This window comes from Vibrio sp. 1CM23M (assembly GCF_023161755.1).
GTDB lineage: Bacteria > Pseudomonadota > Gammaproteobacteria > Enterobacterales > Vibrionaceae > Vibrio > Vibrio coralliirubri.
The window spans coordinates 68,763-82,250 of record NZ_JALNTR010000013.1 but is presented as its reverse complement, the minus strand read 5'-3'; the positions used below and the strand labels follow the sequence as shown (position 1 = coordinate 82,250).

Genomic DNA, 13,488 nt, shown 5'->3' with positions numbered 1-13,488 from the left:
GTGGTGCCCGGAGGCGGAATCGAACCACCGACACGAGGATTTTCAATCCTCTGCTCTACCGACTGAGCTATCCGGGCAACGGAGCGCTATTAAACGGATTTTCTTCATAACCGTCAACACCTTTTTTGAAAATAATTAAAAAAAACGTTCGTTAGTTGTTTTTTTATTCAAAAGTGAGGCTTACGTTTTACCTTGGTTAAAATCTTTCTTGAATTTTGTTACTTTTTCTAAGTATCGGCGCGACTCTTTGTTTGGGTGCTTTTTAGTAAGTGCCCAGTATGCTTGGCTAGGTTGCAGCGAGTTTAGGTCTCGCATTGCTCGTTTTCTATCCTTACTGAAGGTATTGAGTACGCCACCCGTGCCGCCGTTGTATGCTGAAATCATGCTGTACTCGAGCGTTGTCGGGTGTTTTACATCTTTCAAATAACGATTTTTGAGTATGTAAAAGTATGCGGTGCCTGCATCAATGTTGTTTTCTGGATTGAATAAATACTCAGGACTTGGCTCTCCAGGCTTGTTCTTTACTAGCTTAAACACATCTCGACCAGCGGTTTTAGGTACCACCTGCATAAGACCGTATGCATTCGCCCAACTCACCGCGTAGGGGTTGAAACTACTCTCTGTTTTGATAATCGCGTAGATCAAGTCTTCAGGGATGTCGTAACGCTGAGATGCTCGTCGAACGATATCGGCATATTGATAACTACGTTGACTGGCGTGATCGGCCACCATTGGGATTTCAACGTAATAGGCTTTTTTAAAGTCGACTTCTTTGGTTTTTAGGTTATTAGCGATCAGGTAATCAGCGAACTGGTTAGCGCGCCAAGTCCATTGAATAGGTTTTTTCTCTTGGTCTACAACCTGATTGTAGAGGAAAGGCTTGCCTTCTAACTTGATGCTTTTGGAGGAAAATAGGTCGACATGCGCCGGATCATCTGGCGTCAAAAGCGTCGTCATAATCGCATTTTTGAGGTGTTTTTTAGGTTCAGTCGAGGAGACGGTTTCTACCGTTATGAGGCCTTCGCTAAAGTTTACTTCTGAACGGCTCAGGTAATTATCTATGTATTTCACATAGTTACTCTTACCTGCCATTTTTACTTCACTACTGCCCCAGCGTTTTTGGATATTGCCAGAAAAGCTATTAATCAAAGCATCTAGTGCTCCGGTGTCTTTTTCAAACTGACCAGGTAGCTCCGCTAAGTTGCTTACAAATCGATTAGTCGGCTCGTAATTAACATCATAAATGCTTTCGACAAATTCACGGCTGCAGCCAGTTAATAACATGGCTGTTAGGAAGTAACTTAGCTTTTTCATAGTTCCTCATACAAAAATGACATCGCAGCGTTAACCATGATGTCATTAAAAATTGCTTAAATAAATGTCTTATTCGCTTGGTGGAGTATAGCCATCAATTACGACATCTTTACCTTCGAAAAGAAAGTTAACCATCTCAGTTTCAAGAAGTTTACGATGTTCAGGATCCATCATGTTTAGCTTCTTTTCATTGATAAGCATCGTTTGCTTGCTTTGCCATTGTCCCCAAGCTTCTTTAGACACGTTGTCAAAGATACGCTTACCTAAGTCACCTGGGTAAAGTTGAAAATCTAGGCCTTCAGCATCTTTTTGAAGGCGAGCACAAAATACAGTGCGGCTCATAGTGGTTCCTCTTATCGCGTTCGTTGATTCAAACGTCGTCGTTCAGTTCAAAGGGTAGGCTCTCAATAAGCTGCTTTACAGGAGCGGCTAGGCCAATTTCTTCCGGTTTTAATAAGTTATACCAGAGACCTTTAGTCCCTTCCATTATCAAATCTGGTTGTTTATCTAATTTCACTAATACTGGCGTGATATCTAAGTGGTAGTGGCTGAAAGTGTGCCTAAACGCAATCATGGTCTTGATCGAATTGGTTTGAGTGTCTTTGATCGAGCGAAGATCTAGTTGATGTTCGATCTCTGCGTTTTCATTTTGAGGGAAACAAAACAATCCGCCCCAGATACCAGATTGAGGGCGCTGTTCGAGCCACACTTGGTTATCGTGATACAGAATCACAAACCATGTTTCTTTTACTGGCTTTTCTTTCTTAGGCTTTTTGCCTGGGAAGTCGAGTTGTCTATCGAGCTTCTTGGCCTCACACATGCTTTCAATCGGGCACAAGGTGCACTTAGGCTTGCTACGGGTACAAACCATCGCACCCATGTCCATCATAGCTTGATTGTACTTATCGACATCTTTGTTCGGAGTATGAGCTTCGGCATGTTCCCATAACTGGTTCTCGACTTTCTTTTGCCCCGGCCAACCTTCAACGGCAAAGCTTCTCGCAAGCGTTCGTTTTACATTGCCATCAAGAATCGCATGAGGAAGCTTATGAACCGATGATAAGACGGCTGCTGCTGTTGAGCGACCAACCCCCGGTAGCGCGTTCATCTCTTCGATAGACAGCGGAAATTCACCACCGTATTGCTCAGCAACGATCTTGGCTGCTTTATGTAGATTGCGAGCTCGGGCGTAATAACCAAGCCCTGTCCATAAGTGGAGTACCTCATCTTGTTCGGCGTTCGCTAGGTCGATAACCGTTGGAAAGCGTTCTAAGAAGCGTTGGTAGTATGGAATCACCGTAGCAACCTGAGTCTGCTGAAGCATGATTTCAGATAGCCAAACGGTGTAGGCGGTTTTGTTTTGTTGCCAAGGCAATTCTTTACGCCCGTAGGCGTCATACCACTTTAATATGGCGGTTGCGAAAGGAGTCACGACATGCTCTATGCTTTGCTATTATTAGAAGCGAAATTGCACCACACTTAACGTTGGATGTAAAACAGACAAATTGTGTGGGAATTTATCCACGGAAAGACTTGCACCGGAGGCAATTCTTTGGATAATCCCCGCTTTGATTAATCAATGTGCAGGCAAAAATCAATGAGTGAAGTGACCACTAACGAATATACTGAAGACGGCAAACTGGTTCGTAAGATCCGTAGTTTTGTTCGCCGCGAAGGCCGCTTAACAAAAGGCCAAGAGAACGCGATGAATGAATGTTGGCCAACAATGGGTATCGACTACAACCCAGAGCTTCTTAACTGGAAAGAAGTATTTGGCAACGATAACCCGGTTGTACTAGAGATTGGCTTCGGTATGGGTGCATCACTGGTTGAAATGGCAAAGAACGCACCTGAGAAAAACTTCTTAGGTATTGAAGTTCATAGCCCAGGTGTTGGTGCGTGTTTAGGTACAGCTCGCGATGCTGGCGTAACTAACCTGCGTGTAATGTGTCACGATGCTGTAGAAGTATTTGAACACATGATTCCAGATAGCAGCCTGCATACACTGCAACTGTTCTTCCCTGACCCATGGCACAAAGCTCGCCACCATAAACGTCGTATCGTTAAGGCTGAGTTTGCAGAGATGGTTCGCGGTAAGCTTCAACTTGATACTGGTATTTTCCACATGGCAACAGACTGGGAAAACTACGCCGAACATATGATTGAAGTGATGAACGTAGCTCCAGGCTTCGAGAACATCGCTGAAGATGGTGATTACATCCCTCGTCCGGATGAGCGCCCGCTAACTAAGTTTGAAGCTCGTGGCCATCGTTTAGGTCATGGTGTTTGGGACATTAAGTTCAAGCGTACTAAGTAACTCCGAATCAAATTAAGTGAAGGGCAATCCGACTTAGGATTTAACCCCTACACTTTATGGGATTGATTAAAGCCAACATTATTGTAATGTTGGCTTTTTTGTCCTTAGGCTTTTATTTCAGTAAAGACTTAACGACAGAAAGTAATACCAATCACAGTAAGTAAGTGTTCAGAAATAGCGTAGGAAAAAGGCTTGAGAACAAGGCAGCATTTTTCGATAAGTAGTTACTCTACAATCAAAAATTCTAACGCAGTTATCGAGCATTTTAACAAGCTAGAGTGAGCAGTTATTTACTACGATTGGTATATGTTACACCCCTACAAAAATAACAATATAGAAGTAAGCGCACATGAAACCAACTCAAGCTATTTTGGCCGAGATCTTAGACGAAGTTCGTCCTTTAATTGGACAAGGAAAGGTCGCTGATTATATCCCTGCACTGGCTCGCGTATCGAACCAGAAACTGGCGATCGCGGTATACACTAATGAAGGTGAGGTGATTAAAGCCGGCGATGCTGAAGAAGCATTTTCTGTGCAATCTATCTCTAAAGCCTTGAGCCTTACGCTAGCTATGGTGCTATATAAGCCTGAAGAGATTTGGCAAAGAGTAGGCAAAGAGCCTTCTGGTCAAGCCTTTAACTCGATGATTCAGCTTGAGATGGAGCAGGGGATTCCCCGCAACCCGTTTATCAATGCGGGTGCTATTGTCGTAGCAGACCTGTTACAAAGCCGCCTGTCAGCACCGAGACATCGCTTGTTAGAGTTTGTGCGCCAGTTGTCGGGCGACACTCATATCGTGTATGACAAGATAGTAGCGGCTTCAGAAATGATGCACAGCGATCGTAATGCGGCTATCGCGTACTTGATGCGTTCATTTGGTAACTTTGAAAATGATGTTATCCCTGTTCTGAATAACTACTTTCATGCCTGTGCGCTTAAAATGACGTGTGTTGATTTGGCCAAAACCTTTAGCTATTTGGCAAACAAAGGTGTCTCGGTTCAAACCAAGAAAGAGATCATCACGCCAGTCCAAACCAAGCAGTTGAATGCTTTGCTTGCGACATGTGGTTTGTACGATGGTGCGGGCGAGTTTGCCTACCGTGTTGGTATGCCAGGAAAGTCGGGTGTCGGTGGCGGTATTATTGCCATTGTTCCGGGTGAGATGACAATCGCCGTGTGGTCTCCAGAGCTTGATCCTTCTGGTAACTCTTTAGCGGGCACTAAAGCACTAGAGCTGCTTTCAGAGCGTATCGGTCGTTCTATTTTCTAAGAGAAAGGTGTGAGATTCGAGCACGGACTTCGTCCTATAGAACGCTTCGCTCCGAGAGGGGCCTATAAAACAAAAAGGGTTGACCCTGAAGCCAACCCTTACACAATATATCTCTAATCTCGAACTATTCGTCTTCTTCTGCCATAAAGGCTTCCAGCAAATCATTTAGGAATAGCTTCCCTTTTTCTGTGATCTGCCAGTGCGTGTCGGTTTCATTCAAGTAACCTAGCTCTTTTGCCCATTCAATCGTTTCTCGAATAGAGTCAAAACCAAGCCCAGTTGTATCGATGAAATCTTGCTTTGGACATGCTTCAATTAACCTAAAGCGGTTCATGAAGAACTCAAAAGGGCGGTCTTCATTCGGCACTTCAAATTCATCGGATAGATAAGGTTTCACCATGTTCTGGTACGCCGCTAGGTAGCCTCTAGGATGCTTAACCTTAGTGGTGCGAACAATGCGTCCATCTGCAAAACTGAGCTTGCCATGAGAGCCACAGCCAATACCTAGATAGTCACCAAAGCGCCAGTAGTTAAGGTTATGTTGACACTGATATCCCGGCTTGCTGTAGCCTGAAATTTCGTACTGCACATACCCTGCGTCTGCGAGCTTCTTATGGCCTAGGTCGAAGATATCCCAAAGGTCATCATCATCAGGCAGCTTTGGTGTTTTGTAATAGAACATGGTGTTAGGTTCTATTGTTAGCTGATACCAAGATAAATGCGGAGGATCGAGTTCGATTGCTTTATCCAAATCAGCCAATGCTTGCTCAATACTCTGATCAGGTAAGCCGTGCATTAAGTCTAGATTGAAACTATTCAATCCAATCTTATGCGCTAAATGAGCGGCATTTACCGCTTCCTCTTGACCATGAATACGCCCAAGTCTTTCCAGTTTCTCTTGCTCAAAACTTTGCACACCCACCGAGATTCGAGTAATGCCTGCCTTTTGGTAACCCGCAAAACGCTCAGCTTCGATAGTTCCCGGGTTGGCTTCCATGGTGATTTCTATTTCAGGTTTGAACGGGATGCGCTGTTCAATACCTTCTAACAATCTACCAATTCCTTCAGGAGAAAACAGGCTTGGGGTACCGCCACCAATAAAGATCGAATGTAGTGGGCGAGGCATACCATTGAGCTGATATTTTTCGATATCAGTATCGAGATCCTCAAGTAGCGCATCGATGTACTCTTTTTCGGGAATCTCGGCTTTTAGAGCGTGAGAGTTGAAATCACAATACGGACACTTTTGTACACACCATGGGATGTGTACATAGAGGCTAAGTGCGGGTGGTATTAGCGCTGCATTGTGCATTACAGAGCTTGCTCTTTGATTGCTTCGAATAGTGCTGCAAGGGCTTTGCCGCGGTGTGAAAGCTGTTTTTTACGTGTAGATTCGAGTTCAGCAGATGCGCAGTTATCTTCTGGTACAAAGAATACAGGATCGTAGCCAAAGCCATTCTCACCGTGTTCTTCGGTAAGGATGCGACCTTCCCATTTACCGTGACATACTAGAGGTGTTGGATCATTTTCGTGACGCATTAGCACCAACACACAGTGGAAACGCGCAGTACGCTTTTCAGTTTCGACACCTTGCATCGCGTTTAGCAATTTTTCGATGTTCTGCTTATCGGTTGCCCCTTCTCCTGAGTAACGCGCTGAGTAGATGCCCGGAGCACCATTTAAATAATCAACCTCTAAACCTGAGTCGTCAGCAATGGCTGGCAGCCCTGTTTCTTTCGCTGCATGGCGAGCTTTGATGATGGCATTTTCAATGAAAGTCGTTCCTGTTTCAGCGACTTCTGAAACGTTAAATTCATTTTGCGCGACAACGTCAAAACCAAACTCAGACAGAATATCTGCCATCTCGCGAACTTTACCTTGGTTGCCTGTTGCTAAAACAATCTTACTCATGGGAATGTAGCTCTAAATAAGTTAATAAATGAAAAGTAAGGTTTGAGCTTACTCTTCTATATAGAATTTCTGTGTGAAACGCAGTGGACCAGTGCCTTTTAGACCTGCGTTAACATCGATGTCGAAGGTGATGTTTTCTTCGTGAGTTACGGGGAACTCAGCAAGGTAATAAATCGCATCGCCTTCTTTGATTTCTCGAAACTTCAAAGTACGGGTGTTTCCAACGAGGTTCTTCGCTGTTCCCGTGATTTTAGCCGTTGTTGCAGGCTTGCCAAGGGAAGCTTTGTCTAACACGCTGATGTTGAGGATTGCTGAGTATCCATTTCGCTTAAGTTTGTATTGCTTAGCGACTTGCGAAGTTAAGAACGTGGAATTAAAAGCCGAGTAATGAACCTCGACATCCTTAATGTTCTTAAATTGCCCTGCAGAGCTCGGTAAGGCAACAAGAGCTGTGAGTAGTGCTGTTATCCATAAACGCATAATGACTCCAATAAATAGCAAAAAGCCATCACAGGATGGCTTTGACTTCAGTTGGGATCTGGCTTGGCGAGCATATTCGAACTTGCTTGTGCCTACCGAGCTCTCCCTTTTCTATCTTAATTTGCCCTTTTGCGACCTTAAACTGTTTCGCAAGGTATTTCGCTAAATGGGCATTGGCTTTGCCATCAACCGGTGGTGCAGTAATGGCAATTTTCAGTTCCTCACCGTGCAAGCCGACAATTTTGTCTCGGCTTGCTTTGGGTTGGATATAGAGCCTAAGAAGAATATCGTATTCCTCGGCCCAAACTGCTTTTGGCATCGTCAAAGTACCTGAGGTTCGTACTTGAATTATAGCTGATACCAAATAGGACCGATCATGTCGCCCATTAGGAAGTTCGCAAATTGCAGAACAATGAACAGAACCAGTACGCTTAGGTCGAAACCACCCATGTCCGGAAGGATACGGCGGATAGGCACTAGCATTGGTTCAGTCAGTTGATGGAACACGTACTCTATTGGGCTGCGACCTTGGCTTACCCAGCTTAGGATTGCACGGATAAGTAGAACCCAGAAGATCAAACCACCAGCCGCTTTGAGCAGAGACAGTGCACCAAAGATTAGGAAGCTAATATCGAAAACGGCAGCGCCGCCAGAGATAATCAGGTTTAGAGCAACGAACTTAAGTACACACAGCACATAAGCGAAAACAACGGTCGCCAGATCAAGGCTGCCGATTGATGGAATAACTCGGCGTAGTGGGGCAACAACCGGTTGTGTCGCTTTTACGATGAATTGTGAGAATGGGTTGTAGAAATCTGCACGTGATGCTTGTAGCCAGATACGCAAGATCACAACCATGATGTAAAGATCAAAAACGGTCGAGATCAGAAAGCTCATCGAGTTCATATTGTTTCCTTTTTCGGATTTACTTGCCGCTTAGATATAACCAGAGCGGCAAAATGCTTAAAACAGTTTTTCCATCTCTTCAGCTCGAGCAACCGCCGCTTGCATGGCTTTTGCTACGATGTCTGATAGTTGATGTTCGTTAAACGTGCGTAGTGCTTCTGCGGTCGTGCCGCCTTTTGATGTCACTTGTTCACGCAGTGTTGATAATTCAGTATCTGGGTTTGCTACGACCATCTCTGCCGCGCCTAATGCAGACTGTTGCACTAGCTTACGAGCGGTTTCTTGATCAAAACCTTGGTTGATTGCTTCAGCTTGCATCGCTTCCATAAACAGGAAGAAGTAAGCCGGAGCGCTACCCGCCGCCGCAATGATGTTGTTGATTCCAGACTCTTGTTCAACCCAGCTTACTTCACCAACAGCTTGCATCAGCTGAGAAGCAAAGTCTTTATCATCTTGGCTAACGGTTGAATCGGCATAAAGACCACTCATCCCTTTACCAAGCAGTGATGGCGTGTTTGGCATCACACGAACAAGGTTCAGCTGGCAGTTTAACATCTCATTGAGTCGGTTCGCATTAATACCCGCGGCAATTGAGATAACCAGTTTGTTGCTGAAGTCGATATCTTGTAAGGGTTTACATACATCAGCCATCATTTGTGGCTTCACGGATAACACAACAACGTCTGCTTGCTCTGCTGCTGCAATATTATCGCTGGTGGTATTGATGCCGTATTCTTGTTCTAACGGTAGCCTTCTGGTTTCTGAAGGTGCTGTCGCAGTAATCTTTTGTGCTGGGTAACCACTCGCGACTAAGCCCGCTACAATCGAGCGAACCATGTTTCCCGCCCCAATAAAGGCGATGTTCTTATGTTCCATATATAAAATCCTGAGCGTGTCGCTGCGCGGATAAGGCGAAGCGGTATCAATACTTGTACTTGTCTTTACTTACTACGGCTATTTCGCGTAACCACGAGCGCCGAAAATAGCTGTTCCAATACGAACCATTGTGCTACCAGCCTCAACTGCTGCATCCATATCACCACTCATCCCCATCGAAAGGGTATCAATGTCTGAATACTTCGCTGCTAGCTTGTTTTTAAGCTCTGCCAGTTGAGAAAATGCATTAAGCTGAGATTGATAGTCAGATACGTTTGCAGGAATCGACATCAATCCTCTTAAGGTGAGGTTGGGTAGCGATGAAATCAACTCCGCGAGTGCAAAAACTGTCTCTTCTGAGGTTCCAGACTTGGACTCTTCACCACTGGTGTTTACCTGAATCAACACTTGCAAAGGTGGAAGTTCGCTTGGTCGTTGATCATTAAGCCTTTGCGCTATCTTATCGCGATCGACGGAATGCACCCATTGGAAGCTTTCTGCGATTGGGCGGGTTTTATTGGATTGAATTGGACCAATAAAATGCCACTCTAAATTTAGGTTAGAATGTTGTTCTGAAAAGTGTTTTACTTTATCTACACCTTCTTGAACATAGTTTTCACCAAAGGCAACTTGTCCTCCGAGTGCGGCTTCTAGAATCGCATCAATAGGTTTAGTTTTGCTGACGGCTAAAAGTTGCACGGACTCTGGAGATCGTCCGCACTTTTGCTCAGCACTACGAATCTGTGAGGTGATTTGTTCGATATTTTGTTGAATACTACTCATAGCTGACTTTACTTAAGGGAAAATAAATGGATATCACTGAGTTACTAGATTTTAGTGTAAAGCATAACGCGTCAGATCTACATCTTTCTGCGGGTGTATCTCCAATGGTACGTATAGATGGTGAAGTAAGGAAGCTTGGAATCCCAGCTTTGAGCCATGCTGATGTGCATCGTTTGGTTTTTGAGATCATGAGTGATTCACAACGCGGTGAGTTTGAAGAAAAACTGGAAGTCGACTTCTCTTTTGAATTACCCAATGTTGGTCGCTTCCGTGTGAATGCTTTTAACCAAGCTCGTGGTTGCTCGGCTGTCTTTCGAACTATCCCTGTAGAGATCCCAACTTTAGAACAGTTAGGTGCGCCTGAAATCTTTGAAAAGATTGCTAATTACGAAAAAGGTTTGGTACTTGTCACTGGTCCCACTGGCTCTGGTAAATCGACGACGCTCGCGGCGATGGTGGATTACGTAAACCGTAACCACAATAAGCACATCCTGACGATCGAAGACCCGATTGAATTCGTTCATACCAACAATAAATGCCTTGTTAACCAGCGTGAGGTTCATCGTGATACTCACAGCTTTAAAGCGGCGCTACGCAGCGCGTTACGTGAAGACCCAGACGTTATCCTTGTTGGTGAGCTTCGTGACCAAGAGACGATTAGCTTAGCGTTAACCGCAGCAGAAACGGGTCATTTAGTGTTTGGTACTCTGCACACCAGTTCTGCGGCAAAAACTATCGACCGTATTATCGATGTGTTCCCAGGTAGCGACAAAGATATGGTTCGTTCGATGTTGTCTGAATCACTGCGATCGGTGATAGCTCAGAAGCTTCTAAAGCGTGTTGGTGGTGGTCGTGTGGCGTGTCATGAAATCATGATGGCAACACCTGCGATCAGAAACTTGATTCGTGAAGATAAGGTTGCGCAGATGTACTCGATCATTCAAACGGGCGCAGCGCACGGCATGCAGACCATGGAACAAAATGCGAAGCAGCTGATGGCACAAGGCTTGGTTGATTCGGAAGAGGTCGAGAAAAAGATCGAAATTGAAACCTCAATGTTTTAATCAAGGTGGACACAATGGAATTGAATCAAATCCTTGAGGGAATGCTTTCTCAAAAGGCATCGGATCTTTATATCACGGTCGATGCGCCAATCCTGTTTCGTGTGGATGGTGAATTACGCCCCCAAGGAGAGAAGCTGAATGCGGCTCAAGTTGCTCAATTACTTGATGCGATGATGGAACAAGACCGACGTGATGAATATCAGCAAACGCGTGAGGCTAATTTTGCGATTGTGCGTGACTTTGGTCGTTTTCGTGTCAGTGCATTCTTTCAGCGAGAGCTGCCTGGAGCGGTCATTCGACGTATCGAGACTAACATCCCAACCTTTGAGCAACTAAAGCTTCCTGATGTACTACAAGACCTTTCAATCGCTAAGCGCGGACTTGTGCTGGTGGTTGGTTCAACAGGTTCTGGTAAATCGACCTCGATGGCTGCAATGACAGGCTATCGTAACACCAATCGCTCGGGGCATATTTTGACGGTTGAAGATCCGATTGAATTCGTACACGAACATAAAAAGTGTATCGTGACGCAACGTGAGGTTGGGCTCGACACCGAGAGTTACGAAGTTGCACTTAAGAACTCGTTACGCCAAGCACCAGATATGATTTTGATTGGCGAAATCCGGAGCCGTGAAACCATGGAATACGCGATGACCTTTGCTGAAACGGGTCATTTGTGTATGGCAACCTTGCACGCCAATAACGCTAACCAAGCGTTAGAACGTATTCTCCACTTGGTGCCGAAAGAACAGAAAGAGCAGTTCTTGTTTGACTTATCGATGAACTTACGTGGTGTCGTCGCTCAGCAACTCATTCGCGATAAGAATGGCAGCGGGCGTCATGGGGTATTCGAGATTCTGCTGAATAGCCCTCGTGTGTCTGACTTGATTCGTCGTGGTGAACTACACGAACTGAAAGCAACCATGGCTAAATCGAAAGAAATTGGTATGCAGACTTTTGACCAAGCTTTGTATGATTTAGTGATAGCAGGCAAGATCAGTGAAGAGGATGCGTTCCACAGTGCCGATTCTGCTAATGACTTGCGCTTAATGCTCAAAACCAGACGTGGTGATGATGACTACGGAACTGGGGCGTTGGCTGGTGTTAAAGTTGATATGGGTTAGAAGTTACAGGCTTTAACGAAGAACGCCTGAGTTTAAAAACTCAGGCGTTTGAAGATACTTAATTATTATTCAGCGAACCGTGTTCTCGACGGCTGTCATCGTAATATTTGTTGCCGCTAGTGAAGCTAGAATTGGTTTTACCATCATTCATATACCCAGCACTGCTAGACCCTGTTGAGCTGCATGCTGAAATGGTTAGAGCGGCGAAGATTGCTAGAAAAATTTTCATGTGAACTCCCACTTACCTATTAATGAATTGCTTCGACATTACGTCGTAATATCATTATAGGATCACAACGGAGTTTAATCTTTGAGCTCTTAATTTTCGTTATGAATATTGTGCTTCAAACCAGCTCTCTAAAATGACGACTGCAGACTGGTTATCTACATTGCCTTTGCTTAGCGCTTTATAACCACCCATTTCAAAAAGGTCGGCTCTTGCTTCTGTGGTCGATAGTCTTTCATCATGTAGTTCAACATCGACACCAAAACGTCCTTTAAGACGGTTAGCGAACTTCTTTGCTCTGGGTGTGATGGTTGCTAAGTCTTTACCATGAAGGTCGGTAGGAAGGCCGACTACAATCAAGTTCGGTTGCCACTCCTTTATTTGCTTTTCGATGTCGTCCCAATTTGGGATACCATCTTTGGCTTTAAAAGCTTTTAGAGGACTTGCGGTGCCCGTGATTTCTTGTCCTATCGCACTGCCGATACTTTTTGTACCGTAGTCAAATGCCATAATTGTTCGTGACATGGGGTTTCCAAATTTATCTGTGTTTGAGAGTGGTTGCTGATTTGAGCTAGGCGTGACCAGCGTCTGCTGAAAGCTGAGCCGCATTTATGCCTAACATCTGTACAGCGACTTTCCAGCGGTCAGAGATCGGTGTATCGAAGATGACCTTCGGATCGGCTTCAACGGTTAACCATGAGTTCTCGGTCAGTTCGGTTTCCAGTTGTCCCGGTTCCCATCCTGCATAACCAAGTGCGACTAGATAATTCATCGGCTCATCTTCTGTGCCCAACACCATCAAGATATCTTTTGAGGTTGTTACCGAGATTTGGTCTGTCATGTTGATGCTGGATTGATAGCTGCCTTTAGGTTTGTGCAAAATAAACCCACGGTCTTCTGCGACCGGCCCACCGTTTAATACCGGCTTATCAAGACTTGCTTGATTGGATTTCGGCTGTTCAGAATCAACCTCAACTTGTTTAAGCATGCTGCCAACAGTGACATCGATAGGGGCGTTGATCATTAAGCCCATCGCACCTTCGTCGTTATGTTCACAAAGGTAAATTACCGAATTTTGAAAGTAGGGGTCTTTCATTCCGGGCATAGCAACCAGAAAGTGGTTCGTTAAATTCATAGAGCCTCCTGCCAGTGTGTTCCCAGTAAAGGAAAAAGAGCGGCGTGAAGCCGCTCATTGATTCTGTGCCGTTTGCGAATAG

Annotated in this window: 17 protein-coding genes and 1 tRNA gene; 4 read left to right on the top strand and 14 right to left on the bottom strand. The window is 44.9% G+C overall.

Annotated elements, in window-relative coordinates; genetic code table 11:
- Position 1: 1 nt before the first annotated feature.
- From MSG35_RS22660 to mutY, 4 genes are all read right to left on the bottom strand, one after another.
- Positions 2–77 (bottom strand) — tRNA-Phe (locus MSG35_RS22660).
- A gap of 103 nt (positions 78–180) precedes the next feature.
- The gene (gene mltC / locus MSG35_RS22655) at positions 181–1,314 is read right to left on the bottom strand and encodes a membrane-bound lytic murein transglycosylase MltC (protein ID WP_048605852.1); all 1,134 of its coding nucleotides are present in this window, start codon (positions 1,312–1,314) and stop codon (positions 181–183) included.
- A 69-nt stretch (positions 1,315–1,383) separates the two neighbouring features.
- On the bottom strand, positions 1,384–1,656 hold the full coding sequence (locus tag MSG35_RS22650) for an oxidative damage protection protein (protein WP_010435637.1): 273 nt from the start codon (positions 1,654–1,656) through the stop codon (positions 1,384–1,386).
- Positions 1,657–1,684: 28 nt separating this feature from the next.
- Positions 1,685–2,746: an A/G-specific adenine glycosylase gene (mutY, locus tag MSG35_RS22645; RefSeq protein WP_052878799.1), complete on the bottom strand. Its 1,062-nt coding sequence runs from the start codon at positions 2,744–2,746 to the stop codon at positions 1,685–1,687.
- Positions 2,747–2,911: 165 nt separating this feature from the next.
- Here mutY and trmB point away from each other — a divergent pair, with 165 nt between their 5' ends.
- Both trmB and glsB read left to right on the top strand, forming a co-directional pair.
- Entirely contained in the window at positions 2,912–3,631 is a 720-nt protein-coding gene (gene trmB / locus MSG35_RS22640; RefSeq protein ID WP_004735468.1) for a tRNA (guanosine(46)-N7)-methyltransferase TrmB, read from the top strand.
- A 349-nt stretch (positions 3,632–3,980) separates the two neighbouring features.
- Complete coding sequence (gene glsB / locus MSG35_RS22635) at positions 3,981–4,901, top strand: glutaminase B (RefSeq protein WP_048611451.1); 921 nt, start codon at positions 3,981–3,983, stop codon at positions 4,899–4,901.
- Positions 4,902–5,025: 124 nt separating this feature from the next.
- On the opposite strand, the gene hemW is transcribed toward glsB, so the two are convergent.
- The 7 genes from hemW to MSG35_RS22600 form a co-directional block, all read right to left on the bottom strand.
- Entirely contained in the window at positions 5,026–6,213 is a 1,188-nt protein-coding gene (hemW, locus tag MSG35_RS22630) for a radical SAM family heme chaperone HemW (RefSeq protein ID WP_052878800.1), read from the bottom strand.
- Positions 6,213–6,812 carry an XTP/dITP diphosphatase gene (locus MSG35_RS22625; protein ID WP_248385037.1) on the bottom strand — a complete coding sequence of 200 codons (600 nt, stop codon included), beginning with the start codon at positions 6,810–6,812 and terminating at the stop codon, positions 6,213–6,215. The genes hemW and MSG35_RS22625 overlap by 1 nt, the downstream gene beginning before the upstream one ends.
- A 48-nt stretch (positions 6,813–6,860) precedes the next feature.
- Positions 6,861–7,292 carry a DUF4426 domain-containing protein gene (locus MSG35_RS22620; protein ID WP_017062246.1) on the bottom strand — a complete coding sequence of 144 codons (432 nt, stop codon included), beginning with the start codon at positions 7,290–7,292 and terminating at the stop codon, positions 6,861–6,863.
- Between the two features lie 28 nt (positions 7,293–7,320).
- Entirely contained in the window at positions 7,321–7,611 is a 291-nt protein-coding gene (gene yggU, locus MSG35_RS22615) for a DUF167 family protein YggU (protein ID WP_171317513.1), read from the bottom strand.
- A gap of 29 nt (positions 7,612–7,640) precedes the next feature.
- On the bottom strand, positions 7,641–8,198 hold the full coding sequence (locus tag MSG35_RS22610) for a YggT family protein (protein WP_017067798.1): 558 nt from the start codon (positions 8,196–8,198) through the stop codon (positions 7,641–7,643).
- 57 nt (positions 8,199–8,255) lie between these two features.
- Positions 8,256–9,074 (bottom strand): pyrroline-5-carboxylate reductase, encoded by an 819-nt coding sequence (gene proC / locus MSG35_RS22605; RefSeq protein ID WP_239938104.1) that lies wholly within the window; start codon positions 9,072–9,074, stop codon positions 8,256–8,258.
- Positions 9,075–9,152: 78 nt separating this feature from the next.
- The gene (locus MSG35_RS22600; protein WP_248385036.1) at positions 9,153–9,857 is read right to left on the bottom strand and encodes a YggS family pyridoxal phosphate-dependent enzyme; all 705 of its coding nucleotides are present in this window, start codon (positions 9,855–9,857) and stop codon (positions 9,153–9,155) included.
- A 26-nt stretch (positions 9,858–9,883) separates the two neighbouring features.
- Between MSG35_RS22600 and MSG35_RS22595 the strand changes: the two genes are divergently transcribed.
- Positions 9,884–10,921: a type IV pilus twitching motility protein PilT gene (locus MSG35_RS22595; RefSeq protein ID WP_048605840.1), complete on the top strand. Its 1,038-nt coding sequence runs from the start codon at positions 9,884–9,886 to the stop codon at positions 10,919–10,921.
- A gap of 14 nt (positions 10,922–10,935) precedes the next feature.
- Positions 10,936–12,045: a PilT/PilU family type 4a pilus ATPase gene (locus MSG35_RS22590; RefSeq protein ID WP_248385035.1), complete on the top strand. Its 1,110-nt coding sequence runs from the start codon at positions 10,936–10,938 to the stop codon at positions 12,043–12,045.
- 58 nt (positions 12,046–12,103) lie between these two features.
- Here the strand turns inward: MSG35_RS22590 and MSG35_RS22585 are convergent, their stop codons facing one another.
- The 3 genes from MSG35_RS22585 to MSG35_RS22575 all read right to left on the bottom strand — a co-directional run bounded on the left by MSG35_RS22585 (position 12,104) and on the right by MSG35_RS22575 (position 13,406).
- Positions 12,104–12,274, bottom strand: a complete 171-nt coding sequence (locus tag MSG35_RS22585; protein ID WP_156172492.1) for a hypothetical protein — start codon at positions 12,272–12,274, stop codon at positions 12,104–12,106.
- 99 nt (positions 12,275–12,373) lie between these two features.
- Entirely contained in the window at positions 12,374–12,796 is a 423-nt protein-coding gene (ruvX, locus tag MSG35_RS22580) for a Holliday junction resolvase RuvX (RefSeq protein ID WP_017062240.1), read from the bottom strand.
- 46 nt (positions 12,797–12,842) lie between these two features.
- Positions 12,843–13,406, bottom strand: a complete 564-nt coding sequence (locus MSG35_RS22575) for a YqgE/AlgH family protein (RefSeq protein ID WP_048611435.1) — start codon at positions 13,404–13,406, stop codon at positions 12,843–12,845.
- Between the last annotated feature and the right edge of the window lie 82 nt (positions 13,407–13,488).

What these genes read in the sequence shown, in the direction of transcription:
- mltC (WP_048605852.1), bottom strand. Translation starts at nt 1,314, where the DNA reads ATGAAAAAGCTAAGTTACTTCCTAACAGCCATGTTATTAACTGGCTGC.
- MSG35_RS22650 (WP_010435637.1), bottom strand. Translation starts at nt 1,656, where the DNA reads ATGAGCCGCACTGTATTTTGTGCTCGCCTTCAAAAAGATGCTGAAGGC.
- trmB (WP_004735468.1), top strand. Translation starts at nt 2,912, where the DNA reads ATGAGTGAAGTGACCACTAACGAATATACTGAAGACGGCAAACTGGTT.
- glsB (WP_048611451.1), top strand. Translation starts at nt 3,981, where the DNA reads ATGAAACCAACTCAAGCTATTTTGGCCGAGATCTTAGACGAAGTTCGT.
- hemW (WP_052878800.1), bottom strand. Translation starts at nt 6,213, where the DNA reads ATGCACAATGCAGCGCTAATACCACCCGCACTTAGCCTCTATGTACAC.
- MSG35_RS22625 (WP_248385037.1), bottom strand. Translation starts at nt 6,812, where the DNA reads ATGAGTAAGATTGTTTTAGCAACAGGCAACCAAGGTAAAGTTCGCGAG.
- MSG35_RS22620 (WP_017062246.1), bottom strand. Translation starts at nt 7,292, where the DNA reads ATGCGTTTATGGATAACAGCACTACTCACAGCTCTTGTTGCCTTACCG.
- yggU (WP_171317513.1), bottom strand. Translation starts at nt 7,611, where the DNA reads ATGCCAAAAGCAGTTTGGGCCGAGGAATACGATATTCTTCTTAGGCTC.
- MSG35_RS22610 (WP_017067798.1), bottom strand. Translation starts at nt 8,198, where the DNA reads ATGAACTCGATGAGCTTTCTGATCTCGACCGTTTTTGATCTTTACATC.
- proC (WP_239938104.1), bottom strand. Translation starts at nt 9,074, where the DNA reads ATGGAACATAAGAACATCGCCTTTATTGGGGCGGGAAACATGGTTCGC.
- MSG35_RS22600 (WP_248385036.1), bottom strand. Translation starts at nt 9,857, where the DNA reads ATGAGTAGTATTCAACAAAATATCGAACAAATCACCTCACAGATTCGT.
- MSG35_RS22595 (WP_048605840.1), top strand. Translation starts at nt 9,884, where the DNA reads ATGGATATCACTGAGTTACTAGATTTTAGTGTAAAGCATAACGCGTCA.
- MSG35_RS22590 (WP_248385035.1), top strand. Translation starts at nt 10,936, where the DNA reads ATGGAATTGAATCAAATCCTTGAGGGAATGCTTTCTCAAAAGGCATCG.
- MSG35_RS22585 (WP_156172492.1), bottom strand. Translation starts at nt 12,274, where the DNA reads ATGAAAATTTTTCTAGCAATCTTCGCCGCTCTAACCATTTCAGCATGC.
- ruvX (WP_017062240.1), bottom strand. Translation starts at nt 12,796, where the DNA reads ATGTCACGAACAATTATGGCATTTGACTACGGTACAAAAAGTATCGGC.
- MSG35_RS22575 (WP_048611435.1), bottom strand. Translation starts at nt 13,406, where the DNA reads ATGAATTTAACGAACCACTTTCTGGTTGCTATGCCCGGAATGAAAGAC.